This is a genomic window from Microlunatus flavus (assembly GCF_900110855.1).
Lineage (GTDB): Bacteria > Actinomycetota > Actinomycetes > Propionibacteriales > Propionibacteriaceae > Microlunatus > Microlunatus flavus.
Genome location: NZ_FOFA01000008.1, coordinates 134452 through 159801 on the forward strand (window position 1 = coordinate 134452; position 25350 = coordinate 159801).

Genomic DNA, 25350 nt, shown 5'->3' on the forward strand with positions numbered 1-25350 from the left:
GAGGAGGCTCACCCGATGGCCAGCCCCGAGGGGGGCCGGAATTCTGGTGATTGAGGCATCAATCCTCAGGTGATCCTCAAGAATCAGCAGCGCAGACCCCAGGAGACGCGCAAGCGCCGGCCCAGGCCCCCGCTCGCGCCCGATGCTCGTGCCCATGACCAGCCCCCGAACCCCCCGCGTCCGCACCACCGCCCTCGCGCTCGCGGCCGGCGCCCTCGCCCTCCTGCCCACGTTCGCCGGGCTCACCGTCCCGGCCCAGGCCGCGTCGGTCGGCGACTGCCCCGTCCTGGACAGCGGCCGCGTGGTCGTGCCCGGCCACCAGGACCAGATCACCGTGACCGCACCGGCGGGCAGGACGATCGTCGGCTACTGCCTCAAGTCGGCCGGCCTGCGCGGCACCACCGGCGCCCCGTACCAGGTCGCCCTCGACGCGCCCGTCACCAGCGTCGTGCTGAAGCACCGCGACGGCGGCAACCTCACGCACTACTCGCTCGTGTACGGCGCGGTCGCGACCCAGCCGACCACCCAGCAGCCGACCAGCCAGCCCACGCAGCAGCCGACCACGCAGCCGACCACCCCCACGACCCAGCCCACGACTCCCACGACCCCGACGACGACTCCCACGAAGACCCCGACCACCCAGCCCGAGACGCCGGACGAGCCGGAGATCCCGAGCACGCCCGCGAACCCGCCCGTCGGCGGGCCTCGCGGCTTCGACTGGGACTGGACCTACCCGGACCCGTCGTGCTCCGGCCTAACGGTGCCCTACCCGGGCGACATCCCCGCGGACCAGGCGAACGACGTCAACGTCCGCATCGCGACCGACGCCGGGACGCGCACCCTGAACTTCCACCGCAACGACGGCACCTGGACGGGCACCGTCGGCTTCGTCTTCGCCCAGCACCCGCAGTGGCCGGTCGACGCGCGGACCTGGACCGTCGAGTGGGTGCAGGTCGGCGGCACGAACTACCACTGGCGCGGCGACGTCGACTGCGTCGTCGGCGACGTCGGCGCTCCCGTCGGGGTCACCAGCATCGACGGCTGGCGCACGCAGACGACCGTGCAGGTGGGCCGTTCGGCCAAGGCCGACGCGGTGACGGTCGACCAGGCCGGGGCCGACCCGGTGGTGCTGCAGAAGCGCACCGCCGCCGGTGGCTGGAGCACGGTCTCCACCGTGACCCCCGACGCGGACGGCGACGCGACCGTCCGGTTCCCCCGCGAGAAGAAGCGCGGCACCTCGGTCTACCGCCTGCGCGCGACCGGCTCGGAGTCGGCGACGGGTGCGTCCAGCGACGAGCTGCGGGTCCGCGTCACCCGCTGAGCAGGATCGGCGGGACGCGCTCAGGACAGCTGGGCCCGGAGCCGGACGGCGAGCGTGCTGGCGTCGAGCGCGAGCGCGCTCGGCGCCGGCGGCCACCAGGGGACGTCGGCCGGCGTGCCGCGGGGGCGCACGTAGACGTGCTGGTGGAGGTGGTCCACACCGAGGCCGGCGACGAAGGTGTGCACCCGCTCGACGGGGAGCACGGCGGCGAGGGCGCGCGCCAGCCCGCTCGTCGTGCGCCCGAGGGCCGCGGCTTCGTCGGGGGTGAGGTCCTCGAGCCCGCCCACGTGGCGCCGCGTCTCGACGAAGGCGTACCCGGGCGGGCCGTCGGCGCGCAGCGAGGCCACCACCAGGCGGTCCTCGTGGAGGACCGGGCCGACCAGCGGCCCGTCGCCGCGGTGCTTGGCGCAGATCGGGCAGGGCTCGGGCGTCACCGGTCGATGCTCGCAGGCGACGCGACGACCGTTGCGGGCACGGAGCCCGCCCGGGAAGTTACTCGCGAGTAACATCCCGGCATGGCTGACGTGGCGGTCCAGGTGGCGCGCGTCCTCGCGCTGGCCATCTCGGTGGTCGGGGTGGCGCTCTTCGTCCGGGCGGTGCGCACGATCGTGCGGGTCGTGTCCCTCGGAGGGCCGGCGCACCGCAGCGACTCCCCCGCCCGGCGCTGGCGCACCATGCTGGTCGAGACCCTCGGGCACACGCGGATGCTGCAGCGGCCGTGGGTCGGCGCGGCGCACTGGCTCGTCTTCGTCGCCTTCGGGGCGCTGTTCTTCACCCTCGTCACCGCGTACGGGCAGCTGTTCGACCCGCGCTTCGTGCTGCCCGTCATCGGGCACTGGAAGGCGTACGAGTGGGCCGCCGAGCTCATCGCCTGGGCCGGACTGGCGGCGATCGCGTACCTGATCTGGGTGCGGGCCTCGCAGCGCGGCCGGGGGCGGGCGTCGCGCTTCTTCGGCTCGCACGGGGGCAAGGGCCTCTACGTCGAGCTGACCATCCTCGGGATCGTCGTCTGCGTCCTGCTGCTGCGCGCGCTCGAGGCGCAGCTGCTGGCCGGCACGACCCGCTGGGACTTCCCGCTGACCTGGTTCCTGCTGCCCGCGGGGATCGCGACGGGCACGGCCGAGAGCGCCGTCGTCCTGCTCGCCGCGCTCAAGATCGTCATCTCCATGGCCTGGTTCGTGGTGCTGGGGCTCGACACGACGATGGGCGTCGCGTGGCACCGCTTCACCGTGTGGCCGAACGTCTGGTTCAAGCGCAACGCGGACGGCGCCCCGGCCCTGGGTGCGCTGCTGCCGGTGCGCGCGGGCGGCGAGCCGGTCGACTTCGACGACCTCGACGCGCTCGACGAGGACGCGAGCCTGGGCACGGCGGCGATCGAGGACTTCACCTGGAAGGGCCTGCTCGACCTCACCTCGTGCACCGAGTGCGGCCGCTGCCAGGACGCCTGCCCGGCCTGGGCGACCGACAAGCCGCTCTCCCCCAAGCTGTTCGTGATGGGGCTGCGCGACCACGCGTACGCCAAGGCGCCCTTCCTGCTGACGCCCGAGGCCGAGCGCGACGCGCTGCCCGAGGCGCTCAAACGGGAGGCCGCGCGGCCGCTGGTCGGACCGGCCGGACCCACGGGGTACGGCGAGCCCGACCCGATCAGCGTGCAGGACGGGTCCGTCGGGCTGGCAGCCGCGGTGATCGACCCCGACGTCCTGTGGTCGTGCACCAGCTGCGGCGCCTGCGTCCAGGCCTGCCCCGTCGACATCGAGCACGTCGACCACATCGTCGACCTGCGGCGCAACCAGGTGCTCATGGAGTCGGAGTTCCCGAGCCAGCTGAACGGGATGTTCAAGGGGCTGGAGTCCAAGGGCAACCCCTGGAACGCGAGCCCACGCACGCGGATGGACTGGGCCAAGGAGCTGCCGTTCCACGTGCCGCTCGTCGGTGGCCCGCACGCCGACGACGTCGAGGACCTGACCGGAGTCGACTACCTGTTCTGGGTGGGCTGCGCCGGGGCGTACGACGACCGCGCCAAGAAGACCACCCGGGCCGTGGCCGAGCTCCTCCAGACGGCCGGGGTCTCGTACGCGGTCCTCGGCAAGGGCGAGACCTGCACCGGCGACCCGGCCCGGCGCGCCGGCAACGAGCTGGTCTTCCAGCAGCTCGCCGCCGAGAACACCGAGACGCTGCGGGAGGCGAAGGCGACCAAGGTCGTGGCCACCTGCGCGCACTGCCTGAACTCGCTCAAGAACGAGTACCCGCAGCTCGGCCTGTCGATGGAGGTCGTGCACCACACGCAGCTGCTGAACCGGCTGGTCCGCGAGGGCCGGCTCACCCCGGTGGCGCCCGCGGAGGGCGAGAGCGAGCGGACGATCACCTACCACGACCCCTGCTACCTGGGTCGGCACAACCAAGTCTACGAGCCCCCGCGCGAGCTGCTCGGCGCGCTGCCGGGCACGACGGTCGCGGAGATGCCGCGCAGCGGCAAGGACTCCTTCTGCTGCGGCGCCGGCGGGGCGCGGATGTGGATGGAGGAGGACCTCGGCACCCGGATCAACGCGAACCGTTCCGCGGAGGCGGTGGCGACGCTCGCCGCCGCCGGCGCGAGGGGCCCGTCAGGAGAGGCCGCCCCCGGCGCCATCGCCACGGGCTGCCCCTTCTGCCGCACGATGCTCACCGACGGGGTGGACGCGCTCGGCGGCACCGACGGCGCGGACAAGCCGGCGGTCGAGGTCCTCGACGTGGCGCAGCTCCTGCTGGAGTCGGTCCGTCGGGGACGCTGAGCGCGCTCGCTGAGACGTCTCGCCATCTGACGACCTCAGCGGTGGTCAGATGGCGAGGAGTTCGCGCCGGACGCATCGCGGCAACGGGTGTCAGCGTCGCGTTGCGTCTGCGGGGACGACGCCGTCTACTGAGGAGGGTCGCCCGCCCCACGGGCGGCGAAGACCGAGCGAGGAGAACCATGAGCGAGCAGACCCAGCAGACCACCGAGCACGACCGCCACGTCGAGGAGCACACCCACGCCCACGGCGACGGCTGCGGCCACGAGACCGTGCAGCACGACGACCACGTCGACTACGTCCACGACGGGCACCGCCACTCCGCGCACGACGACCACTACGACGAGCACTGAGCGCTCGCTCGACCGCACGCCCGCGCCGCCACGCCCTCCGGAGCGTGGCGGCGCTGCTGTTCCTGGAGCCGCGAGCCGGCCGCCGCGGGGAGACACTGACCACTCCGTGGCCCTTCGACGAGCTCAGGGAGCGTTCCTCCTTCGACGAGCTCAGGGAGCGTTCCTCCCTCGACGAGCTCCGGGAGCGCGGCCCTCCGACGAGCTCAGGAGCGTCCTCCTGGACCGACCGCGTACGCTTTTGACAATCGTTTTCAATTTCACTAGCGTCCACCGCGTCGTCCTGCTCCGCCGGAAGGTCCACCACCGCCATGCGCCGCCTGCTCGTCCCCGCCCTGCCCGCCGCCGCCCTGCTCCTCGGGCTGACGGCCTGCTCGGGTGCGGCGGCCCCCGCCCCCGGAACCTCCGCGGCCGGCGGAACCGTCGCGGTCGTCGCGTCCACGAACGTGTACGGCGACATCGTCAAGGCGGTCGGCGGCGACGCGGTCGAGGTGACGTCGATCATCGACGACCCGAGCCAGGACCCGCACGAGTACACGGCGAACGCGCGCACGCAGCTCGCGCTGACCAAGGCGCAGCTGGTCGTCGAGAACGGCGGGGGCTACGACGACTTCGTCGGCACGATGCTGTCGGCGACCACCGCCACGCCGCGCGTCGTGAACGTCGCCGACGTGTCCGGCTACGACCAGAAGCCTGCGCAGGGCGAGTTCAACGAGCACCTGTGGTACGACTTCCCGACCATGGTCAAGCTCACCGACCAGCTGAGCCGGGACCTCTCGACGCTCGCGCCGGACCGGGCGCAGACGTTCAGCGCCAACGCGGCGGCCTTCACCGCCAAGCTGGACGGGCTGGAGAAGACCGAGGCCACGCTCGCCGAGGCGCACCGCGGCGTCGGCGTCGCCATCACCGAGCCCGTCCCCCTGTACCTGCTCGACGCCTCCGGGCTCGTGGACCGCACGCCGGAGCAGTTCAGCGAGGCGGTCGAGGAGGGCAGCGACGTGCCGGCGGGGGTGCTGCAGGAGACGCTGGCGTTGTTCAGCGGCAAGAAGGTGGGCCTGCTCGCGTACAACGAGCAGACCACCGGGCCGCAGACCGAGGCGGTGCTCGCGGCCGCCAAGGCCAACGGCGTCCCCGTGGTCGGGATGACCGAGACGCTGCCCGCGGGCAAGGACTACGTCGGGTGGATGCAGGGCAACCTCGACGCGGTCGGGAGCGCGCTGCAGGGATGAACGGGGCCGGGGCAGCGGGGGACGGGCAGGTGATGATGGGCGCCATGACGTCGTCGGCACCGGGGCGGGCCGACGTGTCCGCGCCGCGGCCGGTGCTGTCGATCAGGGACGCGGCGCTGGGCTACGGCGACCGCCTGCTGTGGTCGGGGCTGACCCTCGACGTGCCGGCGGGCGAGTTCGTGGCGATCCTCGGGCCCAACGGTTCGGGCAAGACCAGCCTGCTGCGCGCGGTCCTCGGCACGCAGCCGCTGACCAGCGGTTCGATCGAGATCCTCGGCGAACCCGTCCGGCGCGGGCACCGCTCGGTGGGCTACGTGCCCCAGCAGCACCTCGCCGACCGCGGCACCCCGCTGCGCGCGCGGGACTTCCTGGCCCTGGGCATCGACGGCGACCGTTTCGGCCTGCCGCTGCCCAGCGCCGACCGGCGCCGCCGCGTCGACGCGATGCTCGACACAGTCCACGCCCGCGCCTTCGCCCGTACGCGCATCGGCAGCCTGTCGGGCGGAGAGCAGCAGCGGCTGCGGATCGGGCAGGCGCTCATCGGCGACTCGCGGCTGCTGCTGTGCGACGAGCCGCTCATCTCGCTCGACCTCAACCAGCAACGCGCGGTCAGCGACCTCATCGACGCCAGCCGCCGCGACCAGGGGCGCGCGGTGCTGATGATCACCCACGACGTGAACCCGGTGCTCGACATGGTCGACCGCGTCGTCTACCTCGCCAACGGGCAGGCGCTCGTCGGTTCCGTGGACGACGTCTTCACCTCCGAGGTGCTCAGCGACCTCTACCGGACGCCGGTCGAGGTGGTTCGCGCACGCGGACGGATCATCGTGGTCGGCCTGCCCGACCACGCCCACGAGGGGCACGAGCACGCGCCCCACCACGACGGGACCGAGCACTGATGCACCTCGCCGACGTCTGGTCGCAGCTGTTCTCCTTCCAGGGGTACGGCGAGCTGCTCGCGCTCGTCCGGAACTCCGTCCTCGCCGGCGCGGTCCTCGGGCTGACCGGCGGCCTGGTCGGGGTGTTCGTCATGGCGCGCGACCTGGCCTTCGCGGTGCACGCGATCAGCGAGCTGTCCTTCGCCGGCGCCGCGGCCGGGCTGCTGCTCGGCATCGGCGTCGTGCAGGGCTCGCTGGCGGGTTCGCTGGCCGCGGCGCTGCTCATCGGCGTCCTGGGCAGCCGCGCCCGCAACCGGAACTCGATCATCGCCGTCCTCATGCCCTTCGGGCTGGGGCTCGGCATCCTCTGCCTGTCGCTCTACTCCGGCCGCGCGGCGAACAAGTTCGGCCTGCTCACCGGCCAGATCGTCGCCGTGGACAACCCGCGGCTCACCGCGCTGCTCGTCATCTGCGGCATCGTCGTCGTCGCGCTGCTGCTGGTCTGGCGCCCGCTGATGTTCGTCAGCATCGACCCGCAGGTCGCCGAGGCGCGCGGGGTGCCCGCGGTCGCGCTGTCGATCGTGTTCATGGTGCTGCTCGGGATGGCGGTCGCGGTGTCGGTGCAGATCGTCGGGTCCCTGCTGGTCCTCTCCGTGCTCGTGACGCCGGCGGCCGCGGCCCTGCGCCTGTCGGCCTCGCCCGTGCTCGTCCCCGTGCTGTCCACCGTCTTCGCCGTCGTGTCGATGGTCGGCGGCATCCTGCTGGCGCTGGGCAGCTCGATCCCGATCAGCCCGTACGTGACGACGCTGTCCTTCCTGATCTACGTGGTCTGCCGGATCGTGGGCGGCGTACGGGACCGACGACTCCCGCGGGCACCCCGGCTGGCCACGGAGGTGGCGTCCTGATGGCTCGTACGCCGCAACGCACCACCCGGCAGCGGACCGCGGTCGGCGAGCTGCTGCGCCGGACGTCGGAGTTCCGCACGGCCGCGCAGATCCACGACGACCTGCGCCACGCGGGCGAGGACATCGGCCTGACGACCGTCTACCGGACCCTGCAGCTGATGGTCGAGGCCGAGCAGCTCGACGCGATCCGGACCGACGACGGCGAGACCGCGTACCGGCGCTGCTCCACCGGCCACCACCACCACCTCGTCTGCCGCGGCTGCGGCCGGACGGTCGAGGTCGAGGGCCCGGCCATCGAGACCTGGACCGACCAGGTCGCGGCCGAGCACGGCTTCACCGAGGTGGAGCACCAGCTGGAGATCTTCGGGCTCTGCGGAGATTGCGCGCGTCCTCAGTCCTCGCTCCGCTCGGACGCGGATCCTGCTTGAACCCTCCGCCGTGGTCGGGTCGGGGGACGGTTCAGCGCTCCCTACAGGTTCCCCCGCACGAAGCCGAGGTGCGAGCGGCTCGGCGTCGGGCCGCGCTGGCCCTGGTAGCGGGAGCCGTAGACGGCCGAGCCGTACGGGTGCTCGGCCGGTGAGGTGAGCCGGAAGAAGCAGAGCTGACCGATCTTCATCCCCGGCCAGAGCTTGATCGGCAGGGTGGCGACGTTGGAGAGCTCGAGCGTCACGTGGCCGGAGAAGCCCGGGTCGATGAACCCGGCCGTGGCGTGCGTGAGGAGCCCGAGCCGGCCCAGCGACGACTTGCCCTCCACCCGCGCCGCGACGTCGTCGGGCAGGGTCACGACCTCGTAGATCGAACCGAGCGCGAACTCGCCGGGGTGGAGGATGAACGGCTCGTCGCCCTCGACCTCGACCGCCCGGGTCAGCTCGGCCTGTTCCTCCGCCGGGTCGATGTGCGGGTAGCGGTGGTTCTCGAAGACGCGGAAGTAGCGGTCGAGCCGCACGTCGATGCTCGACGGCTGGACCAGGCCCTCGTCGTACGGCTCGAGCCCGATCCGTCCGGCCTCGACCTGGGCGCGGATGTCGCGGTCGCTGAGCAGCATGGGCGCGACCCTATCCGTCGGCGCGGCCCGGTCCCCTCCAAGGCGGGAGGGTTCAGCGGCCGTCGCGGCGGATGCGCACCCAGTGGTCGCCGATGGAGACCACGGAACCCTCGCTCACCGGCACGGCGTGGAACGCACCGGCCCGCACGGCGGTCTGCCCGGGCGCGGTGATCGTCGAACCGTTCGTCGACCCGCGGTCGACCACGAACAGCCCGGCGTCGTCGACGCCGAGGGCCAGGTGGGTCTTGGAGACCGTGCGCGACTCGTCGGACAGCTTGACCAGCTCCGCGTCGGTCTCCCCCTCCTCCGGCTGCGGGTTGCGCCCCAGCAGCACCAGGCCGCGGACCGGGATCTCCCGCCCGTCGTCGAGCTCGGCGACCCAGCCCTGCAGGATCGTGCGACGCGCGCCCTCCGTGCCGGCGGCCCGGGTCTGCTGGTCGCCCCCGACGAGGGCGGGGTCGGCCGCGAGCGGCGCGAGCTCGGGGCCGACGGCGGGATCACCGGCCACCGGCGACGCCACGGGAGCGGGCGACGGCGCGACCTGGCCCGCCGGCTCCGGGCGGGACCCCCCGGCCGAGCCGGACGGCTGCGCGGCCGCAGGACGCCGGGTGCCCGCCGGCTTGCGCGGCGCGAGGGGGCGCTCGCGGATGACGACGGACGTGGCGGCCCGGTCGTGCCAGCCCTGGTGGCGCGGGCTGGTCAGCAGCGAGACGAGCAGGAGCAGCAGGCCGATCCCCGTCGCGCTGAGCGCGGCGAAGACGAGCCAGCGCACGAACACGCGACCCCAGCCGACCGGGCGGCCGTCGAAGAAGCCGACGAGCTGCAGCTTGACCAGCCGCATGCCCGGCGTCGCGGCCCGCGTCGCGAGCTGCTGCCAGCACACGCCGGCCCAGGCGAGCGCGACCAGCGCCCCGATGACGACGAGGGCGACGCCGGCGCCGCCCCGGCCCTGCCCCAGCCCGACGAGGACGCCGGCGACGGCGGGGATCAGCGAGTCGAGGACGTAGGCCAGGAACCGCTGGCCGAGCGGGCCGACGCGGACGCCAGGAGGCAGACCGGTGTCCCGGGCCGGCGCTGGTGGTCGTGCGGCTTCCATGGAGCTCCCTCCGGCAGGTCCGTCGCGGGACCGCACAGGTCGTGGGCCGCACCGTACTTCTCGGTGCGACCTGGTCGGGGGGTGAGCACCACGCTACTGCGGGAAGTCGATCAACACCGAAACGCCGTCCGCCAGCTCGACGGAGGTGCCCAGCTCGACCACGGCGGTCTCCCCCGAGCCCATCGCCCGCGTCGAGGAGTCCGGCAGGACGAGGAGGGTGCCGTTCGTCGAGTGGAGGTCGGTCACGCCGACGTCCCAGCCGGAGGCGAAGACCTCGAGGTGCGTACGGCTGATGTCGTGGCTCGGGCTCGTCACGGTGAGCAGCCCCGGGTCGGGCACGCGGGCCCGGTCGCGTGCGGGCGCCCGGCCGATGAGCACGGAACCGACCACCTCCGCCGTCTCGCCGTTGCTCGCCCGCAGCACGGCGAGGACGGGCACCGGCACGCGCCGCGGCGGCTGGGTGGCGACGAGGGCGGTGCAGACGCGGCAGCGGCCCGAGCCGGGAGGGTTCGGGTGGCCCCAGGGGCAGAAGACGGCCTCCACGGTCGGCTCGGACGCCGGGGCCTCCGGGACGTCGTCCAGGGGGAGCTCCGCGACCGCCACCCAGCGGGTGTCGGCGAGCTCGTGCTCGGTGCGGGAGGTGAGGTCGGGCTGGTCGGCGGCCTGCTCCGGAGCGTCGTCCGGGACGAGGTCCGGGACGTACGCCGCGGTCGGCGCCTCGTCCCCGGCGCCGGCCACGAAGCCGGCCCCGCCGCCCTCGGTCGCGTCGCCACCCGTCGCGTCGGTCTCGCTCTCGGGCTCGGTCTCGGGCTCGGTCTCGTCGGTCTCCTCACCGCGCTGCGCGTCCGGCCCGGGCTCGCTCTGCGGCGAGGTGAGCGCGGCCTCGTCGGTCGCGTCGAGGAACACGGACGAGACGCCCACGGCGCCGACGACGAGCGGCAGCGGGAAGGAGCCCTCGGGCCGCTGCGTGGGCAGCTGCACCTGGACCTGCCGGAGCGTGCCCAGGCCGGTCTCGACCCAGGTCTGCACGCCCTCCCCCGTCGCGACCACGTCGCCGCTCTCGGCGTCGACGACCGACACCGCGCCGCGGACGAGCGAGCGCATGCCGTCCGGGCCCCAGAAGAAGGCGGCGAAGCTCGGCATGGTGTCGATGCGGTACCAGGCGAGCCGGGCGGCGAGGTCGCCGATGGAGTCCGCGGCCACGACCTCGCCCCACAGCGTCTCGACGAGGTCGGACCAGCTCGCGTCGGCCGGCTCGAGGACGACGGCGGCCGCGGGACCGCAGAGGAGCAACCAGGGGCCGGGCGTGTAGGTGGCGCGCCAGCGTCCGAGCTGCGTCATGGCCGTCCTCCTGCGCGTGCGCCGCGTCCACCCGGGCGCGGCCGATGCGCATCGTAACCGCCGCCTGCGTAGCGTCGGGCCCCGTGAGGGAGCGCGCACTGGTCTTCGGCACCGTGGCGGACGCGTACGAGGAGCACCGGCTCGGCTACCCGGACGCGGTCGCCGACCTCGTGCTCGGCTACGCGCGACCGACCGTCGCACGGGCCCTCGAGGTGGGGGCGGGGACCGGCAAGGCCACGCGCCTCTTCGCCGGGCGCGGTCCGGCCGTCACCGCCTGCGAGCCGGACCCGGCCATGGGGGCGGTGCTCGCGCGCACGACGCGGGGGCTGCCGGTGGTCGTCGTGACGTCCACGTTCGAGGGGTTCGCGCTCGAGGGGCCGCCCTTCGACCTGCTGTACGCGGCGTCGGCCTGGCACTGGACGAAGCCGGCGACCCGCTGGGACCGGACCGCCGCGCTGGTGCGGCCGGGCGGGACGGTGGCGCTGTTCGGCAGCACGGGCACCGAGATCGCCGACCCGGCGCTGGAGGAGGCCGTGGAGCGCGTGCGCCGCACTGTGCTGCCGGACGAGTCGCTGTGGACCGAGGGCCGGTCGGCGACGGGGATGTGGTGGCCCGGCTCGGAGCTGGAGGCCGACGACCGCTTCACCGACGTCGAGCAGCACGACCTGCCGCGCCGCCTGCGCCGTTCGAGGGCCGAGCACCTCGCGCTGCTGGGCACGCTCTCGACCTACCTCCAGCTGCCCGCCGACGTGCGGCAGCCGCTGCTGGCGCGGATCGGTGAGGAGCTGCCCGACGAGGTCGAGGTGGACGCGGCCGTGCGGCTCCACCTGGCGCGACGCCGCTGAGGGTCGCGACCAGACGGGGGACGGCCAGCCGTCAGGCCGCGGCCTCCGTCGCCGCGAACTCGCGCTTGGTCGCCTGCCACAGGTCCTCGGTCGCACCCGGGCGCCAGTAGCCCGACATCGACGTGACCGAGCGCTGCAGCGCCTGCTCCTGGCACAGGAAGCGGCGCAGGTCGCGGACCATGTAGGCGTTGCCGTGCACGAAGATGCTCAGGCAGCCGTCGGGGATCTCGGCGGCGCGGACCGCCTCGGCCAGGGCCTCGCCGTGCGGCCGCTCGCCGCGCACGACCCAGGTGACCGTCGTGCCGACCGGGCCGGGGACCGGCTGGTAGCAGTCGTCGCACTCGATCTCGATGAACACGTGCGCCCGGGCCCGGGCGTCGAGCCGCTCGAGGCTCGCCGCGATCGCGGGCAGGGCCGCCTCGTCGCCGATCAGCAGGTGCGCGTCGGCCTCGGGGTCGGGTGCGAAGGCACCGCCGGGACCGTAGAAGCCGATCTCGGCCCCCGGCCGCACGCGGCGCGCCCACGGACCGGCGAGGCCCTCGTCGCCGTGGACGACGAAGTCGATCGCCATCACGTTGGTGGCGGCGTCGTAGCTGCGGACCGTGTACGTCCGGGTGACCGGCCAGTGCTCGGGGGCCCGCTCGGCCCGGACCCGCTCGGGGTCGAAGGGCCAGGCGTACGGCGCCCCGGCCGGCGGGAAGAGCAGCTTGACGTAGTGGTCGGTGAAGGGCAGCTCTCGCATGCACGCGAGGTCGGGGCCCGTGAAGAAGACCCGCACCATGGAGGGGCTCAGCCACTCCGACGAGACGACGGTCGCGCGGCGCACCACACGCTTGCGCTGCGGACGCGCTGCGTCCGCACGCGGCGTGCTCGTGGCTGTCTGCATTCTGTAAGGCTAACCTAACTCGCTCGTGCCTGCACCATGACCTGGCGCACACGCCCTCCCCGGGGAGAGGCGCCGTCCTGCGGGAGGACCGGTCGCCGACGAGGGGTGTTCGGAGCCGGGACACTGGGCGGATGACCACGACGCCGCCCGACCCCGACGACGAGGGTGCCGACGCCGCCGAGGGCGGTCCGGACGGCGTGGACCGCCTGCTGCTCGCCGAGGCGGAGGCGTACGCCGACCGGCCCACCGCGGTCGTCGACGACGTCAGCGGTGCGCTGGTGGCGGGTCTGGCCGAGGTGCGCACGTTCTGCTGCGACTCGCTCGTCGACGAGCGGGTCGCCGCTGCCGCGGCGCCCGCCCTGGAGGCCGGCGGGTGGCTCGAGCCGGAGGTGTTCCGTGGAGCGCGGCTGGTGGTCGCACGGCTCCCCAAGAGCCTGGCCGCGCTCGACGAGCTGGCCGGGGCGGTCGCCGCGTACGCCGAGCCGGACGTCGTGCTGCTGGCGGGCGGGCTCGTGCGCCACCTCAACCGGAGCATGAACGAGGTCCTGGGGCAGCACTTCGGCGAGGTGCGGGCCAGCCTCGGACGGTTCAAGGCGCGCGCGCTGGTGGCCTCGGGGTCGCGCCCCTCGACCGCGTCCGCGTGGCCGCAGGAGGAGCACCACGCGGCCGAGGACCTGACGGTGCGCGCGCACGGCGGCGTGTTCGCGGGGACGGGGATCGACGTGGGCACCCGCGTGCTGCTCGGGGTGCTCGACCGGCTCCCGCAGGGTGCGGTGCGGGTGGCCGACCTGGGCAGCGGCAACGGCGTGCTCGCCGCCGCCGTCGCCCGGGCGCTGCCGCGGGCCGAGGTCCAGGGGTTCGACGTGTCGGCCGCCGCCGTCGCCTCGACGCGGGCCACGGCTGAGGCCAACGGGCTCGCGGACCGGGTGACGGCGCTGCGGGCCGACGGGCTGGGGCCGGTCGAGCCGCGCTCGCTCGACCTCGTGGTGTGCAACCCGCCGTTCCACCGCGGGACCGCGCTGGACCGGACGACCACGCCGCGGCTGTTCGCCCAGGCGGGCGCCGCGCTCCGGCCCGGCGGGGAGCTGTGGACCGTCTGGAACAGCCACCTCCCCTACCTGCCGATGCTGCGCGCCCGGGTCGGGTCGACGTCGGTGGTCACGCAGACGCCGCGGTTCACGGTGACGCGGTCGCGGGTCCCGCAGAGCGGCGCGACCTGGGCCGCCGGCGGCGCCTGACCCTGTCCTGCTGGACTCCCTCCCACCCCTTCTCCGGAAAGTGGTCGCTCCGGCGCTGCGACACGCCGTAGACGGGCCCGGGACCGACCACTTTCCGGGAGAGGTGAGGGGCGGAGGAGCTGCGCGTCAGGGGGCGACGAGCGGCGGGTGCAGGTCCTTGACCCGGAACCGTTGCCGCCGGCCGACCGTCACGACGGTCAGGGTGAGCGCCGCGAGGGCCATGCCGACGAGGACCGCGACGTCGCGGGCCAGGTGCGCGGCGAGGCCGCCCGACACCACCACCCGGAAGGCGTCGATGAGGTAGCTCATCGGCAGGAACGGGTGGATCGTGGCGAAGAAGCCGGGCAGGATCGCCGCCGGGTAGGTCCCGCCGGCCGCGGCCAGCTGCAGGATCAGCGCGACGAGCAGCAGGCTCGCGCCCACCGTCCCGAGGGCCGTCCGCATCAGGTGCGCGAAGGCGGAGAAGGCGATCGAGCCGAGCGTCACGACCCCGATGGCCAGGGCCGGGTGCTGCGGGTCGAGGCCGAGGGCCAGCCAGACCACGCCGAGCATCAGCCAGCCCGCGGCGACGGCGATCGCCCCGACGGGGGCCCAGCCGGCCAGGCCGAGGCGTACGGCGCTGGCCCGCCCGGCGAGCGCACGACCTGAGATCGGGCGCACGACCAGGAACGCGGAGATGCCGAACACCCACAGCGCGATCGAGAAGAACAGCGGCGCGAGGCCGCGGCCGTAGACGCCGGCCGCGTTGTCGACGGTCATCGAGACGTCGGCCGGGGACGACAGGACCTGCACCGCACGGCTCTGCTCGTCGGCGCTCGGGGACGGGATCCGGTCCTCGCCCTTCTGCAGCTGGGTCGCCAGCGTCTTGGAGCCGCTGTCGAGCTTGCCCAGGCCGGTGTGGAGGCTGGCCGCCCCGTCGGAGAGGTCGTGCAGCCCGGAGGCCAGCGACCCGGAACCGTCGCGGAGCTGGACCGCGCCGGTCGCGGCCGTCCCGATGCCGGTGTCGAGCCGCCGCGCGCCGGACTCGGCGCTGCCCAAGCCGCGGTCGAGCGTCTTCGCGCCGGAGGCCACGTCGTGGGCGCCGTCGTTCAGCCGGTCGAGGTCGCGGCTGGCCTTCCTCGCCTGAGCGGCCAGGTCGCCCGCGGACTGCACCAGCCGGTTGGCACGGTGCACCTGCGCGGCCCCCTCCTTGACGTCGCCGGCGATGACGTCGGCCTTGCCGGAGGCGTCCTCGACGCGCTGCCGGGCCCGCTGGAACGCCGGGTCGTCGGCGAGCTCCGGGTTGTCCTTCGCGAGCGAGTCGAGCGCGGCGTCGACGGTCGAGAGGTCGCTGCTGATGGACCCCGTACGCCCGGCCGCGGTCTGCGCGAGGTCGTCGAGCGCGTTCGCGGTGTCCTTGGTCTGCTGCTCCACCTTCGGCAGGTCGCGGGCGGCGACCTTCAGCACGGGCTGCACCTTGTCGTTCAGCTGCTGCGTGCCGTCGGCGACCTGCGCCGAGCCGTCGGCCAGGTCACCCGCGCCGGTGTGCAGCCGGTCGATCCCGGTGACGAGGTCCCCGGACCCCGCCTGGGCGGTCTGCAGGCCGCTCGCCAGCCGACCGGCGCCCGCGTGCAGGTCGTCGGCACCGCCCGCCGCGGTACGGGTGCCGTCGGCCAGCCGACCGGCGCCCTGGTTCGCGGAGGAAGCGCCGTCGTGCAGCCGGTCGGCCCCGTCGGCGGCGTCGGCGAGCCCGCTCCTGATCTTGGCGAGGTTCGCGAACACCGCGTCGAAGTAGCTGGCGGAGGCCGACTCGTCGACCGAGCGGGCGATGGCGTTCTGCGCGCTGTTGGTGATGCTGCCGATGACGAAGCCGTTGGCGTCGTTGCGCCGCAGCATGATCTTCGCCCGCTCCGGGTCGTCGCCCTGGCCGCTGACGAGGTCGCGCGAGAAGTCCGGCGGCACCGTGATCGCCAGGTAGTAGTCGCCCTCGCGGAGCCCGCGGTCGGCCTCGGCCGCCGTCACGTCGACGTAGTCGAAGGTGCGCTGGTCGTGCAGGTTCTCCACGAAGTCGTCGCCGGCGTGCACGTCGGTCTTGCCGTACGTCGTGCCCGCGTCCTCGTTCACCACGGCGACGGGCAGGCGGCCGAGCTTGCCGTAGGGGTCCCAGTTCGCGGCGAGGTAGATGGCGCCGTAGAGCAGCGGCACGATCAGCACGAACACCAGCGCCAGCCGCGGGAGGCGGCCCTTGAAGCGCTGCAGCTCGAAGCGGCCGAGCACAGGCAGGTGGGACAGCGGGTTCTGCGGGGACATCAGCGGTCTTCCTGGGGTGGAGCGAGGGGGACGAGCAGGGCGTCGGGGTGCGTGGCGCGGGCTTCGGTGGAGGTGGCGACCACCGCGGGGCCGGCGGTGCCGCCGGTGCCGGTCGAGCCGCCGGCGAGCCGGACGAGCGCGTCGAGCAGGCGCCGCTGGTCGGTCAGGTCGAGGTCGGCGTCGAGGTCGTCGAGCACGACCAGCTCGGCGGGGCGGACGAGGGCGAGCGCGACGCACAGGGCGGTCACCTCGTACGCGGGGAGCTGCTCGACGAGGAGGGTGCGGTCGAGGCGCACGTCGAGGAGCTCCTCGGCCGCGACGAATGCGCGCTCGGCGGCGGCGGGCCGGACGCCGTCGAGCAGGGCGCGCTCGGCCACGGACTCCGCGACGCTGAGGCGCGCCTCCGGGACCACGAGCTCGGCCGCCCGGGCGACCGCGCTGGCGCGGCGGAGGTTCCGCAGGTCGCGCCGGCTGCGGACGGGACGGCCGTGGTGACGCAGGAGGCCCGTCGTCCCCTGCATGCGGCCGCTGAGCGCGAGGAGCAGGCTCGAGCGGCCGGTTCCCGCGGGGCCCACGAGCAGCGTGACCCGACCGGGCTCGACGGCGAACGAGACGTCGGTGAACACCGGGCCCTCGGGCCCGACGAGCGAGAGGCCCTCGGCCTCGAGCAGCGGGGGCGGGGTGGGTCCGGGCTCGGGCTCGGGCGCGGGTACGGATGCGGGCTCGGTCTCGGTCTCGGGCTGCGGGACGGCGGCGGTCACGCGAGCATCCCCTCGAGGACGTGGGCGAAGAGCGCCTCGGCGAGCGGTCGGGGCATCGCCTCGGGCGCCGCGGCGCCCTCGACGCTGAGCGACTGCACGCAGGTGAGCAGCAGGGCCGCGGCGACCTCGAGGTCGAGGCCCTCGCGGAACGGCAGCTGTTCGGCGGCGCTGCGCAACGCCTCGGCCAGCTGGGCGCGCTGGGTCGTCCGCAGCGCGCCGTACACGTCGGCGAGCTCGGGCTGCTGCGTCGCGACGGTCCGGAACTCGGCGAGCAGCACCGGCCACCGTTCGCCGCGCAGCACGCTGTCGGCCAGGGCGTGGGCCATCGCGCGGGTGCGGGTCGCCGCGGGCGCCGAGGAGGCGGCGCCGAGCGTCTCGGCCACGGCCGCGACCACCGTCTCGGCGAAGTAGTCCTGCACGGCGGCGACGAAGAGCTCCGGCTTGCCGCCGAAGTTCGAGTAGACGGCGCCCTTGGTGTAGCCCGCACGGGCGGCCACCTGGGCGACCGAGGTGCCGGCGTACCCGTGCTCGGCGAACTCGACGCCGGCCGCGCTGACGATCTGCTCGCGGACGTCGGCGCGCAGCGGGCGGACCCGGGGTGTGACGGTCATGGCGCTCCTTCCGATACCCAGAGTATCGAGAGGATCCGTTTCAGTACCACTGGTATCGAGTGATCTCGCGCACCCCCGACGCCGAGCGGTAGGTTGCCGCGTCTCCCGCGCCCGAAAAGGCGCCGCAACCTACCGTTCGACGGCAGGTCGAGGGGTGCGGAGCGGCGGTCGGGGTGCGGCGCTGCCGGGCGGGGTGGAGCGGTTCAGCCCGGGAAGAGGCTCGCGTACGCGTTGAGCGCCGGCTGGCCGCCGAGGTGGGCGTAGAGGACGGTCGAGTCGCGGCCGATCTCGCCGGAGGAGACGAGGTCGATCAGGCCGGCCATGGACTTCCCCTCGTAGACGGGGTCGATGATCATGGCCTCGAGGCGGCCGCTGAGCTTCATGGCCTCGATCGTCGAGTCGACGGGGACGCCGTACTCGTCGCCGGCCCAGCCCTCGAGCACGGTGATCTCGTCGTCGCGCAGCACCCGCTCGAGCCCGATCAGGTCGGCGGTGTGGCGCGCGATGCGCCCGACCTGGTCGCGGGTCTTGTCGATCGTCGCGCTGGCGTCGATGCCGAGCACGCGGCGCGGCCGGCCGCCGGCGTCCTCGAGCGCCGCGAACCCGGCGATCATCCCGGCGTGCGTCGAGCCGGTGACCGTGCAGACGACGATCGTGTCGAAGAAGACGTCGAGCTCACGTTCCTGCTGCTCGACCTCGTACGCCCAGCCCGCGAACCCGAGCCCGCCGAGCGGGTGCTCCGAGGCGCCGGCCGGGATGCCGTACGGGGTGCCGCCGGCCTCCTCGACCTCGCGGAGCGCGTCGGTCCAGGACTGGCGGAGGCCGATGTCGAAGCCCGCGGCGTCGAGGCGGGAGTCGGCGCCCATGACGCGGGAGAGCAGGAGGTTGCCGACGTCGGTGTAGCCGGGCTCGTCCCAGTTGACCCAGTGCTCCTGCACGAGGCGGCACCCGAGGCCGAGGTGCGCGGCGACGGCGGCGACCTGGCGGGTGTGGTTCGACTGGTATCCGCCGATGGAGACGAGCGTGTCGGCGCCCGAGGCGAGCACGTCGGGGACGATGTACTCGAGCTTGCGGGTCTTGTTGCCCCCGTACGCGAGCCCGCTGCTGACGTCCTCGCGCTTGGCCCAGACCTGCGCGCCGCCGAGGTGCTCCGTCAGCCGCCGCAGCGGGTGGACGGGGCTCGGCCCGAAGGTCAGCGGGTAGCGCGCGAAGTCGGCGAGGCTCATGGCCGCACTCTGCCCCACTGGCTGGTCACGTCTGTCACAGGTTTTTCACGTTCACGTGAAAAACCAGCACTGACCGCAGCAGATCTGCTGCGGTCAGTACGAGGTTCGTACGGTCTCCGCGGAGCTTCACGTGAACGTGAAGAACCTGAGGCCACCGTGACCGGGGCTGCACCCCCGGCAGGAACCGCGACCTAGAGGTCGAGCTTCTTGACCTCGGTGCCCTCGTACGGCTCGCCGGTGGCCTTGGCCTTCACGAAGCTGAAGATCGTCGCCACGCGGCCGCCGGGGGTGTCCCAGTACTCCGCGGACTCGCTGTCGACGTGCAGCAGGGCCACGTTCGCGTCCTCGGGGCCCTGCGGGAGCCAGGCCTCGACGCCGGCGTTCCAGAGCTGCTTCTTCTTGGCGACGTCGTCGACGACCGTGGCGGTGCCGCTGATCGAGACCCAGGTGTCGGCCGAGCTCAGCGCGACGCCGACGTGCGGGTTGGCGGCGACGTTGCGCACGATGTTGGAGTCGCGCTCGGTGAAGAAGTAGAGCGAGCCGTCGGCCTCGACGGCCTGCTGCGCCATCGGCCGGGCGGCGAAGGCGCCGTCCTCCTCGACCGTGGTGAGCATGGCGATCTTGATGTCCTTGGTCAGGTCGACCAGCTTGGCGATCTCGTCCGGGGTGGCCATGGCGGCATTCCTCTCGTCGGTCCTGCGGGAAGTTCGTCATCGACGCTACCCACCGCCCCGGCGCCACCGGTCGCCCAGGTGCCGCCTAGCCTCGCGGCGTGCGACTCCTGGTGCTGGGCGGCGGCGGTTTCCTCGGCTACCACGTCGTGACGGCGGCGCTGGCCGCCGGGCACGAGGTGACCGTGCTCAGCCGCTCGGGCACGGCCCCGGTCGAGGGCGTCGACGTGGTCACGGGCGACCGGCAGGGGGACCTGTCGGGCCTGCGCGGCCGGGAGTGGGACGCGGCGTTCGACACGTTCAACGACACCGACGACGGCGCCCCCGCGATCGCCGCGACGGCGGGTCTGCTGGCGGGCTCGGTCGGCACGTACGGCTACGTCTCCGGCATGAGCGTGTACGCCCCCACCGGTCCGGACGTGCCGGACGAGACCGCGCCTGTGCGGACGGCCGGGCTCGAGACCGACCGCCTCCAGGAACGTTCGCTGGCCAAGCTCGCGGGCGAGGCCGCCGTGCGCGAGCGGTTCGGGGAGCAGTCGTTCTTCCCCCGGGTCGGGATCATGGTCGGCCCGCGCTCGACGCGCTACACCTACTGGCCCGTCCGGATCGCCGGCGCGGTCAACGGCTCCCTGGGGCAGACCGTCCTCGTCGCCGGCGACCTGGACCGGCCGGTGCAGTACTCCGACGCCCGCAGCATCGCCGCCTGGTGCGTACGGATGCTCGCCGAGGGTCGGGGCGGCACCTACAACACGGTCGGCCCGGGCCGTCCGGACACGCTGCGCGCGGTGCTCGACGCGTGCGCGGTCGCGGCGGGCGCGGGCTCGCTCGACGACCTCGACACGGTCGTCGCACCGGAGGACCTGATGCGGCGCAAGCTCCTCGGGATCGACGAGGAGGAGCGGCCGCTCTGGTTCCCGGAGGACCAGATCCCGCAGCTCGCGATCGACTCGTCCAAGGCCCTCGCGGCGGGGCTGACGTTCTCGACGCCGCTCGAGCTCGCCACCGACACGCTGGCCTGGGCGCGCGACGCCGACGAGGCGGCGCTCACCGACGGAACCTTCGCCCGCCTGGAACCCGCGCTGGTCGACCTCGTCGGCCGGCACTGAGGAGATCGGAGGCGATCCGACCGCGTCCACCCGGCCCGATCTCCTCCGACGGGTGGGCTCAGTCCTCGCGGACGATGAACAGCCGGTAGATCCGGGCGTCCAGCGACGTGGGCGACGTCGGCGTGATGTCGGTCGCGACCCGCGCGTCGTAGTAGTCGACGCAGGAGGAGACGATCCGGTAGCCCTGGCGGTCGAGGTACGCGAACACCGCCGACCAGCCCTCCAGCGGCTCGTGGTCGGGCACCTTGGCCGTCCACACGTGGCGGTCCAGGTCGAACCCGACGATCAGCATCCCGTTGCTCGGCACGCGCCCATCCTGCCGCCCGTGCCTGAGCGCCGCGTCAGGCCGGTCCGGCTCCGGCGGCACCAGGGTCGTCCGGGGCCGGGCGGTCGTTCAGGTGCGCGGCGAGCTCGCCGGGCTCGTCGTTCGCGCCGCCGCGACGGAGGCGCCACGACCGCCGCCGCGGCGGTGGGCCCCCGCGGGCCAGGACGAGGAGCTCGGCGAGCGACAGCACCCTCGTCCGCGACCGACGCCGCCGCAGACCGGTGACGAGCTGGCGCTGGCAGCCCGGGTTCACGGTGACGAGCAGGTCGAGGTCGAGCGCCTCGATCGCGTCGAGCTTGGGCGCGAGGACGCGGCGGCTGTCGCGCGGGCGCAGCAGCGAGTACGACCCCGCCGACCCGCAGCACGACGCCGCCCCCGGCACCTCGACGTAGTCGGCCACCTCGGCGACGAGCGCCCGCGGCTCCTCCCACACCCCGAGCCCGTTGCGCAGGTGGCAGGAGTCCTGCAGCCCGACGCGGGCTCGGCGGCCGTCGACGAGGACCTCGCCGAGCGGCTCGTCCCGCGGGTGGGCCGCGAGGTAGACCGACAGCTCCTGCACGCGGTCGCCGAGCACGTGGGCCAGGTGGCCCGCGCAGCCGCCGGCCGTCGTGACGATCGTGCCGGGCAGCCGCTCCCCCAGCGCCTCGGCGAGCGCCACGCCGGTCGCGCTGTCGCCGTTGTGGGCGTGCAGCGCGCCGCAGCAGCCCTGGTCGGACGGGCACTCCAGCTCGGGGCGCAGCGCCAGCGCGGCCCGGCTCACCCGCGGGAACAGCCCGCGCTCGAAGCACCCGAGCATGAGGCTCGCGCGCTCCGTCCGGTCCTCCGCAGCGCCCACGGGCGACGCCTCGGTGCGCCCGTGCGGCACGAGCCTCCCCGCGGTCTCGATGAGCTTCGGGTGCTCGACGGCCTCCCGCAGCGCGGCGGCCACGGGCGGCACGTGCACCCCGCGCCACTGGTGGTCGCGCCAGTGCTCGAGCAGCTGGCCGTACTGAACGCCGGCGGGGCAGACGGGCTCGCAGGCGCGGCAGCCGAGGCAGAAGGACGCCTCGTGCTGCAGCGTGGGGTCGTCCTCGTCGAGCTCGCCGGTCTCCAGCATCCGCATCAGCCCGATCCGCCCGCGCGGGGAGGACTTCTCCTCCTTGGTCAGCGCGTACGTCGGGCACGCCGGCAGGCAGAAGCCGCACGAGATGCAGCGGTCGAGCAGCTCGGCGGGGAAGATCCCGCGACCCTCGGGCTCGGGCCCTTCGACAGGCTCAGGGAGCGCGGGGGTCACGAGCCGAGCTTGCCCGGGTTGAGGATCCCGGCCGGGTCGAAGGCGGTCTTGATGCGGCGCAGCAGGGCGAGCTGGTCGTCTCCGAGGCGGGCCCGCAGGTAGGGCAGCTTGGCCGCCCCGACGCCGTGCTCGCCCGTGATGGTCCCGTCGAGGTCGATCGCCGCGGCGAAGATCTCGGCGAACGCCGCGTGCGTCCGCCCGACCGCCGCCTCGTCGTGGACGTCGAGCACGGCCGTGGGGTGCAGGTTCCCGTCGCCGGCGTGACCGAACGTCCCGACGGTCAGGTCGTGGCGCCGGGCGACGTCGGCGATCCGGTCGACCATCTCCGGCAGCCGGGGCCGTGGAACCGTCACGTCCTCGAGCACCAGCAGCGAGTCCACCCGCGAGAGCGCGGGCAGGGTGCAGCGCCGCGCGCTGAGCAGGGCCTCCGACTCGGCGACCTCGCGGGCCAGGGTGACGTCGAGCGCCCCCTCGGCGGTGCAGAGCTCACCCATGCGGGCGAGGTTCCGGGCGACGACGTCGGGCTCGCCGTCGTCGCCGAACAGCAGCAGCGCCCCCGCGTCCGTCCGCAGCCCGAGGTGCGCGAAGTCCTCGACCGCCGCGATGCAGGTCGCGTCCAGGAACTCCAGCGTCGCGGGCACCACGCCCGCCCCGAGGACGGCCGACACGGCCCGGCTCGCGGTGGCGAGGTCGTCGAAGTACGCGACGCCGGTGCTCGCGGTCGCCGGCATCGGCAGCAGCGCCAGGGTCACCTCGGTGATCACGCCGAGCGTGCCTTCCGAGCCCGTGAGCAGCCGGGTCAGGTCGTAGCCGGCCACGTCCTTCCACAGCCGGCCGCCGGTCCGGATGATCTCTCCGGTCGGCAGCACGACCTCCAGGCCGAGGACGTAGTTGCGGGTGACGCCGTACTTCAGCCCCCGCAGCCCGCCCGCGCAGGTCGCGACGTTGCCGCCGACGGTCGAGACCGTCCGGCTGCCGGGGTCCGGCGCGAAGAGCAGGCCCTGCTCCCCCGCCGCGGCAGCGACCTCCGCCGTCGTCGCGCCCGCCTGGGCCACGACGAGGAGCTCGTCGCGGCTGACCTCGAGCACCCGGTCGAGGCGGGTCAGCACCAGCACGACACCCCCGCGGAGCGGAACGGTGCCGGCGGAGAGGTTCGACCCGGCGCCGCGCGGCACGACGGGCACGCCCGCCGCCGACGCGATCCGCAGCACCTCGGCGACCTCGGCCGTGCTGCCCGGGAAGACCACGACGTCCGGCCGCCCGGAGAAGAGCGGCGTGGCGTCGTGGCCGAAGGGCGCGACGTCGCCGGCGGTCCAGCGCACGTGGTCGCGGCCGACGACGGCCGCGAGGTCCGCGACCAGCCCGCGCGGCGGCCCACCCGGGCGCACCGCGTCCAGCAGCTGCCTCGCCCTCGCCACACCGACCACCTCCGTCTGACGGCCTCGGCGCCGGCCGCGGCGTCCGCGCCGACCTCGGCAGCGTACGCACCCGCCCCCGGGCGGCAGCGGTCCACGGGCACGCGGCAGAGTGTCCGGCGTCGGAGTCGGAACCTGCGAAGGAGCACCCGTGATCTTCATCGTCGTCAAGTGGCCCGTCCGTCCCGAGTTCGCCGACGACTGGCGCTCGATCGTCGACGACTTCACCGAGGGCACCCGGGGCGAGCCCGGGAACCTCTTCTTCGACTGGTCGCGCAGCGCCGACGACCCGAACGAGTGGGTGCTCGTCGAGGGGTTCCGCGACGGCGAGGCCGGCGGGGAGCACGTGAAGAGCGACCACTTCAAGAAGGCGGTCGACATGCTGCCCGACTACGTCAGCGCCACGCCCAAGATCATCAGCGAGACCATCGACGCGACCGGGTGGAACGAGATGGCCGAGATCCGTCCCCGGGGGTGACCCCCGGGCTCGGGCCCGGTCGGCCGTCGGCGTGCCAGGCCTCGGTGGCCCGCTGCCGGCGGCCCTGCTCGTCCGCGGCCATCCGCCCGCGCCAGCGGCGGTGCCGCGCGATCCCGACGGCGAGCGTCGTCCCGGCTCCGCCGAACGGCAGCACGACGAACGCGGCGTCGAGCCACTTCACGGGCGTCAGCAGGCGGTCGCGGCTGGAGTCGGCGGGATCGGCGTACACCGTCCGGGCGACCGGCCGCGGCGGTGCCGGCCGGTGGCTGTCGAGTGAGCGCTCCTCACCGGCGACCGTGTAGTAGACGATGCCGCCCTCGTCGGTGCCCCGCACCCGCTGACCGGTCCAGTAGACGACCGAGGGCGACTGCACGACGACGAGCAGGCACAGCACGCCGAACACCGCGAGCACGACCGCACCGATCCGGTACGGCCGTAGGAAGCCGTCCGGCTCGGGCCGGTCCCGACGGAACGCACGCACCCGGCCATGGTCGTCCGGCCCGCGGAGCGTGGCAAGCCGCGCGGGCGGTGGTGGCGGGAGCCCCGGCCCGGCAGAGTGTCGGTGTGCAGGAACGACCGCGGGTGCTCTTCGTGGGCGACGACGCCAGCTCGCCCGACATCGCGGCGAGCATGCTGCGCCGGCTGGTCGGGGACCGCGTCGAGATCCGCACGGCCGGCGCCCAGCGGCCCGACCCCGGTGGCCGCGGCGACGACATCCTCGTGCAGATGGGCCTCAACCCGGCGAGCGAGGAGCGCCTCAGCGCTCAGGCCCTCAATGTCGCCGACCACGTCGTCGTCCTCGGCACCCACCTCGACGTCGCGCGGGTGGCGGGGCGCACGTACGAGGAGTGGGACGTCGAGCAGGACGACCTGGCCGGCCGGGTCCGCCGGCTGGCCGTCGACCTGCTGGGCGGGACCGAGGACGAGCCGTTCCGCCGCTCGCGGGTCCGTCGCGTCCTCGCCTGGGCCCGCCGCAGGCGCGTCGTCGTGGCGCTCGCGCGCGGGCTGCGCCGGCTGCGGTCGCGGACGCCCTGAGCGACGCCGCGCGCGGTCAGCGCTTGCGCTGCTTGCGCTCCTTGCGGCGCGCGCGGCGACCGAGGTTCTCGACCTGGCCGAGCCCCCTGGTCAGCCGGGTCTGGCCGGTGCGCTTCTCGATCGAGCGCCGGATGGTCCGCACCAGCACGGTGGCGAGCGGGACGGCGACGGCGAGGATCAGCCACTGGCGCAGCCGCGCGGTGAAGAACACCCACATGTCGGGCTCCTGCTCGGGTTCGGTGGACCGGCCGCGTCGGG

Annotated in this window: 27 protein-coding genes; 12 read left to right on the plus strand and 15 right to left on the minus strand. The window is 74.2% G+C overall.

Translation table 11 applies throughout. The features are described from left to right. The first annotated feature begins 154 nt into the window (after window positions 1-154). Window positions 155-1321: a hypothetical protein gene (locus BMY04_RS22875; RefSeq protein ID WP_091183913.1), complete on the plus strand. Its 1167-nt coding sequence runs from the start codon at window positions 155-157 to the stop codon at window positions 1319-1321. A gap of 20 nt (window positions 1322-1341) precedes the next feature. Here the strand turns inward: BMY04_RS22875 and BMY04_RS17190 are convergent, their stop codons facing one another. Then, the gene (locus BMY04_RS17190; protein WP_091183917.1) at window positions 1342-1755 is read right to left on the minus strand and encodes an HIT family protein; all 414 of its coding nucleotides are present in this window, start codon (window positions 1753-1755) and stop codon (window positions 1342-1344) included. An 81-nt stretch (window positions 1756-1836) separates the two neighbouring features. On the opposite strand from BMY04_RS17190, the gene BMY04_RS17195 reads away from it, so the two are divergent. From BMY04_RS17195 to BMY04_RS17225, 6 genes are all read left to right on the plus strand, one after another. After that, on the plus strand, window positions 1837-4092 hold the full coding sequence (locus BMY04_RS17195) for a heterodisulfide reductase-related iron-sulfur binding cluster (RefSeq protein ID WP_091183920.1): 2256 nt from the start codon (window positions 1837-1839) through the stop codon (window positions 4090-4092). 179 nt (window positions 4093-4271) lie between these two features. Further along, window positions 4272-4442, plus strand: a complete 171-nt coding sequence (locus BMY04_RS17200; protein WP_091183925.1) for a zinc transporter permease — start codon at window positions 4272-4274, stop codon at window positions 4440-4442. 308 nt (window positions 4443-4750) lie between these two features. Then, window positions 4751-5668 carry a metal ABC transporter solute-binding protein, Zn/Mn family gene (locus BMY04_RS17210; protein WP_091183933.1) on the plus strand — a complete coding sequence of 306 codons (918 nt, stop codon included), beginning with the start codon at window positions 4751-4753 and terminating at the stop codon, window positions 5666-5668. Window positions 5669-5712: 44 nt separating this feature from the next. After that, window positions 5713-6567, plus strand: a complete 855-nt coding sequence (locus BMY04_RS17215; RefSeq protein WP_198410232.1) for a metal ABC transporter ATP-binding protein — start codon at window positions 5713-5715, stop codon at window positions 6565-6567. After that, entirely contained in the window at window positions 6567-7451 is an 885-nt protein-coding gene (locus BMY04_RS17220; RefSeq protein ID WP_170854196.1) for a metal ABC transporter permease, read from the plus strand. Before BMY04_RS17215 ends, BMY04_RS17220 begins: the two co-directional genes overlap by 1 nt. Beyond that, window positions 7451-7879 (plus strand): Fur family transcriptional regulator, encoded by a 429-nt coding sequence (locus BMY04_RS17225; RefSeq protein ID WP_091183936.1) that lies wholly within the window; start codon window positions 7451-7453, stop codon window positions 7877-7879. The genes BMY04_RS17220 and BMY04_RS17225 overlap by 1 nt, the downstream gene beginning before the upstream one ends. Before the next feature lie 41 nt (window positions 7880-7920). Here the strand turns inward: BMY04_RS17225 and dcd are convergent, their stop codons facing one another. The 3 genes from dcd to BMY04_RS17240 form a co-directional block, all read right to left on the minus strand. Next, the gene (gene dcd, locus BMY04_RS17230; RefSeq protein ID WP_091183939.1) at window positions 7921-8496 is read right to left on the minus strand and encodes a dCTP deaminase; all 576 of its coding nucleotides are present in this window, start codon (window positions 8494-8496) and stop codon (window positions 7921-7923) included. 52 nt (window positions 8497-8548) lie between these two features. Then, window positions 8549-9592: an RDD family protein gene (locus BMY04_RS17235; protein WP_091183943.1), complete on the minus strand. Its 1044-nt coding sequence runs from the start codon at window positions 9590-9592 to the stop codon at window positions 8549-8551. Between the two features lie 93 nt (window positions 9593-9685). After that, complete coding sequence (locus BMY04_RS17240; protein WP_091183950.1) at window positions 9686-10933, minus strand: FHA domain-containing protein; 1248 nt, start codon at window positions 10931-10933, stop codon at window positions 9686-9688. 83 nt (window positions 10934-11016) lie between these two features. Here BMY04_RS17240 and BMY04_RS17245 point away from each other — a divergent pair, with 83 nt between their 5' ends. After that, a complete protein-coding gene (locus tag BMY04_RS17245) occupies window positions 11017-11778 on the plus strand; it encodes a class I SAM-dependent methyltransferase (protein ID WP_198410233.1) in 762 nt (253 codons plus the stop codon). A gap of 31 nt (window positions 11779-11809) precedes the next feature. Here BMY04_RS17245 and BMY04_RS17250 read toward each other — a convergent pair whose 3' ends face one another. Further along, window positions 11810-12664: a siderophore-interacting protein gene (locus BMY04_RS17250; RefSeq protein WP_091183956.1), complete on the minus strand. Its 855-nt coding sequence runs from the start codon at window positions 12662-12664 to the stop codon at window positions 11810-11812. 131 nt (window positions 12665-12795) lie between these two features. On the opposite strand from BMY04_RS17250, the gene BMY04_RS17255 reads away from it, so the two are divergent. Beyond that, the gene (locus tag BMY04_RS17255) at window positions 12796-13902 is read left to right on the plus strand and encodes a class I SAM-dependent methyltransferase (protein ID WP_091183960.1); all 1107 of its coding nucleotides are present in this window, start codon (window positions 12796-12798) and stop codon (window positions 13900-13902) included. 126 nt (window positions 13903-14028) lie between these two features. Here BMY04_RS17255 and BMY04_RS17260 read toward each other — a convergent pair whose 3' ends face one another. From BMY04_RS17260 to BMY04_RS17280, 5 genes are all read right to left on the minus strand, one after another. Beyond that, entirely contained in the window at window positions 14029-16191 is a 2163-nt protein-coding gene (locus tag BMY04_RS17260; RefSeq protein WP_198410234.1) for a YhgE/Pip domain-containing protein, read from the minus strand. Next, window positions 16191-16952: an ATP-binding cassette domain-containing protein gene (locus tag BMY04_RS17265; RefSeq protein WP_170854197.1), complete on the minus strand. Its 762-nt coding sequence runs from the start codon at window positions 16950-16952 to the stop codon at window positions 16191-16193. Before BMY04_RS17265 ends, BMY04_RS17260 begins: the two co-directional genes overlap by 1 nt. Further along, on the minus strand, window positions 16949-17563 hold the full coding sequence (locus BMY04_RS17270; RefSeq protein ID WP_091183966.1) for a TetR/AcrR family transcriptional regulator: 615 nt from the start codon (window positions 17561-17563) through the stop codon (window positions 16949-16951). The genes BMY04_RS17265 and BMY04_RS17270 overlap by 4 nt, the downstream gene beginning before the upstream one ends. A 203-nt stretch (window positions 17564-17766) precedes the next feature. Further along, complete coding sequence (locus BMY04_RS17275; protein WP_091183970.1) at window positions 17767-18789, minus strand: 1-aminocyclopropane-1-carboxylate deaminase; 1023 nt, start codon at window positions 18787-18789, stop codon at window positions 17767-17769. A 191-nt stretch (window positions 18790-18980) separates the two neighbouring features. Further along, the gene (locus BMY04_RS17280) at window positions 18981-19463 is read right to left on the minus strand and encodes a pyridoxamine 5'-phosphate oxidase family protein (protein ID WP_091183974.1); all 483 of its coding nucleotides are present in this window, start codon (window positions 19461-19463) and stop codon (window positions 18981-18983) included. Between the two features lie 98 nt (window positions 19464-19561). On the opposite strand from BMY04_RS17280, the gene BMY04_RS17285 reads away from it, so the two are divergent. Further along, window positions 19562-20566, plus strand: a complete 1005-nt coding sequence (locus BMY04_RS17285; RefSeq protein ID WP_139209929.1) for an NAD-dependent epimerase/dehydratase family protein — start codon at window positions 19562-19564, stop codon at window positions 20564-20566. A gap of 58 nt (window positions 20567-20624) precedes the next feature. Here BMY04_RS17285 and BMY04_RS17290 read toward each other — a convergent pair whose 3' ends face one another. From BMY04_RS17290 to BMY04_RS17300, 3 genes are read right to left on the minus strand one after another with little or no spacing between them, the layout of a single operon-like run. Beyond that, complete coding sequence (locus BMY04_RS17290) at window positions 20625-20873, minus strand: hypothetical protein (protein ID WP_091183979.1); 249 nt, start codon at window positions 20871-20873, stop codon at window positions 20625-20627. 34 nt (window positions 20874-20907) lie between these two features. After that, window positions 20908-22164: a (Fe-S)-binding protein gene (locus BMY04_RS17295; RefSeq protein ID WP_091183982.1), complete on the minus strand. Its 1257-nt coding sequence runs from the start codon at window positions 22162-22164 to the stop codon at window positions 20908-20910. Next, window positions 22161-23582: an FAD-binding oxidoreductase gene (locus BMY04_RS17300; protein WP_198410235.1), complete on the minus strand. Its 1422-nt coding sequence runs from the start codon at window positions 23580-23582 to the stop codon at window positions 22161-22163. The genes BMY04_RS17295 and BMY04_RS17300 overlap by 4 nt, the downstream gene beginning before the upstream one ends. A 148-nt stretch (window positions 23583-23730) precedes the next feature. Here BMY04_RS17300 and BMY04_RS17305 point away from each other — a divergent pair, with 148 nt between their 5' ends. Further along, complete coding sequence (locus BMY04_RS17305; RefSeq protein WP_091183985.1) at window positions 23731-24057, plus strand: putative quinol monooxygenase; 327 nt, start codon at window positions 23731-23733, stop codon at window positions 24055-24057. Here the strand turns inward: BMY04_RS17305 and BMY04_RS17310 are convergent. After that, on the minus strand, window positions 23996-24538 hold the full coding sequence (locus BMY04_RS17310) for a hypothetical protein (protein WP_091183989.1): 543 nt from the start codon (window positions 24536-24538) through the stop codon (window positions 23996-23998). The genes BMY04_RS17305 and BMY04_RS17310 overlap by 62 nt on opposite strands. An 83-nt stretch (window positions 24539-24621) precedes the next feature. Between BMY04_RS17310 and BMY04_RS17315 the strand changes: the two genes are divergently transcribed. After that, window positions 24622-25092: a hypothetical protein gene (locus BMY04_RS17315; RefSeq protein WP_139209932.1), complete on the plus strand. Its 471-nt coding sequence runs from the start codon at window positions 24622-24624 to the stop codon at window positions 25090-25092. A gap of 16 nt (window positions 25093-25108) precedes the next feature. On the opposite strand, the gene BMY04_RS17320 is transcribed toward BMY04_RS17315, so the two are convergent. Continuing rightward, a complete protein-coding gene (locus BMY04_RS17320; RefSeq protein WP_091183997.1) occupies window positions 25109-25309 on the minus strand; it encodes a hypothetical protein in 201 nt (66 codons plus the stop codon). Between the last annotated feature and the right edge of the window lie 41 nt (window positions 25310-25350).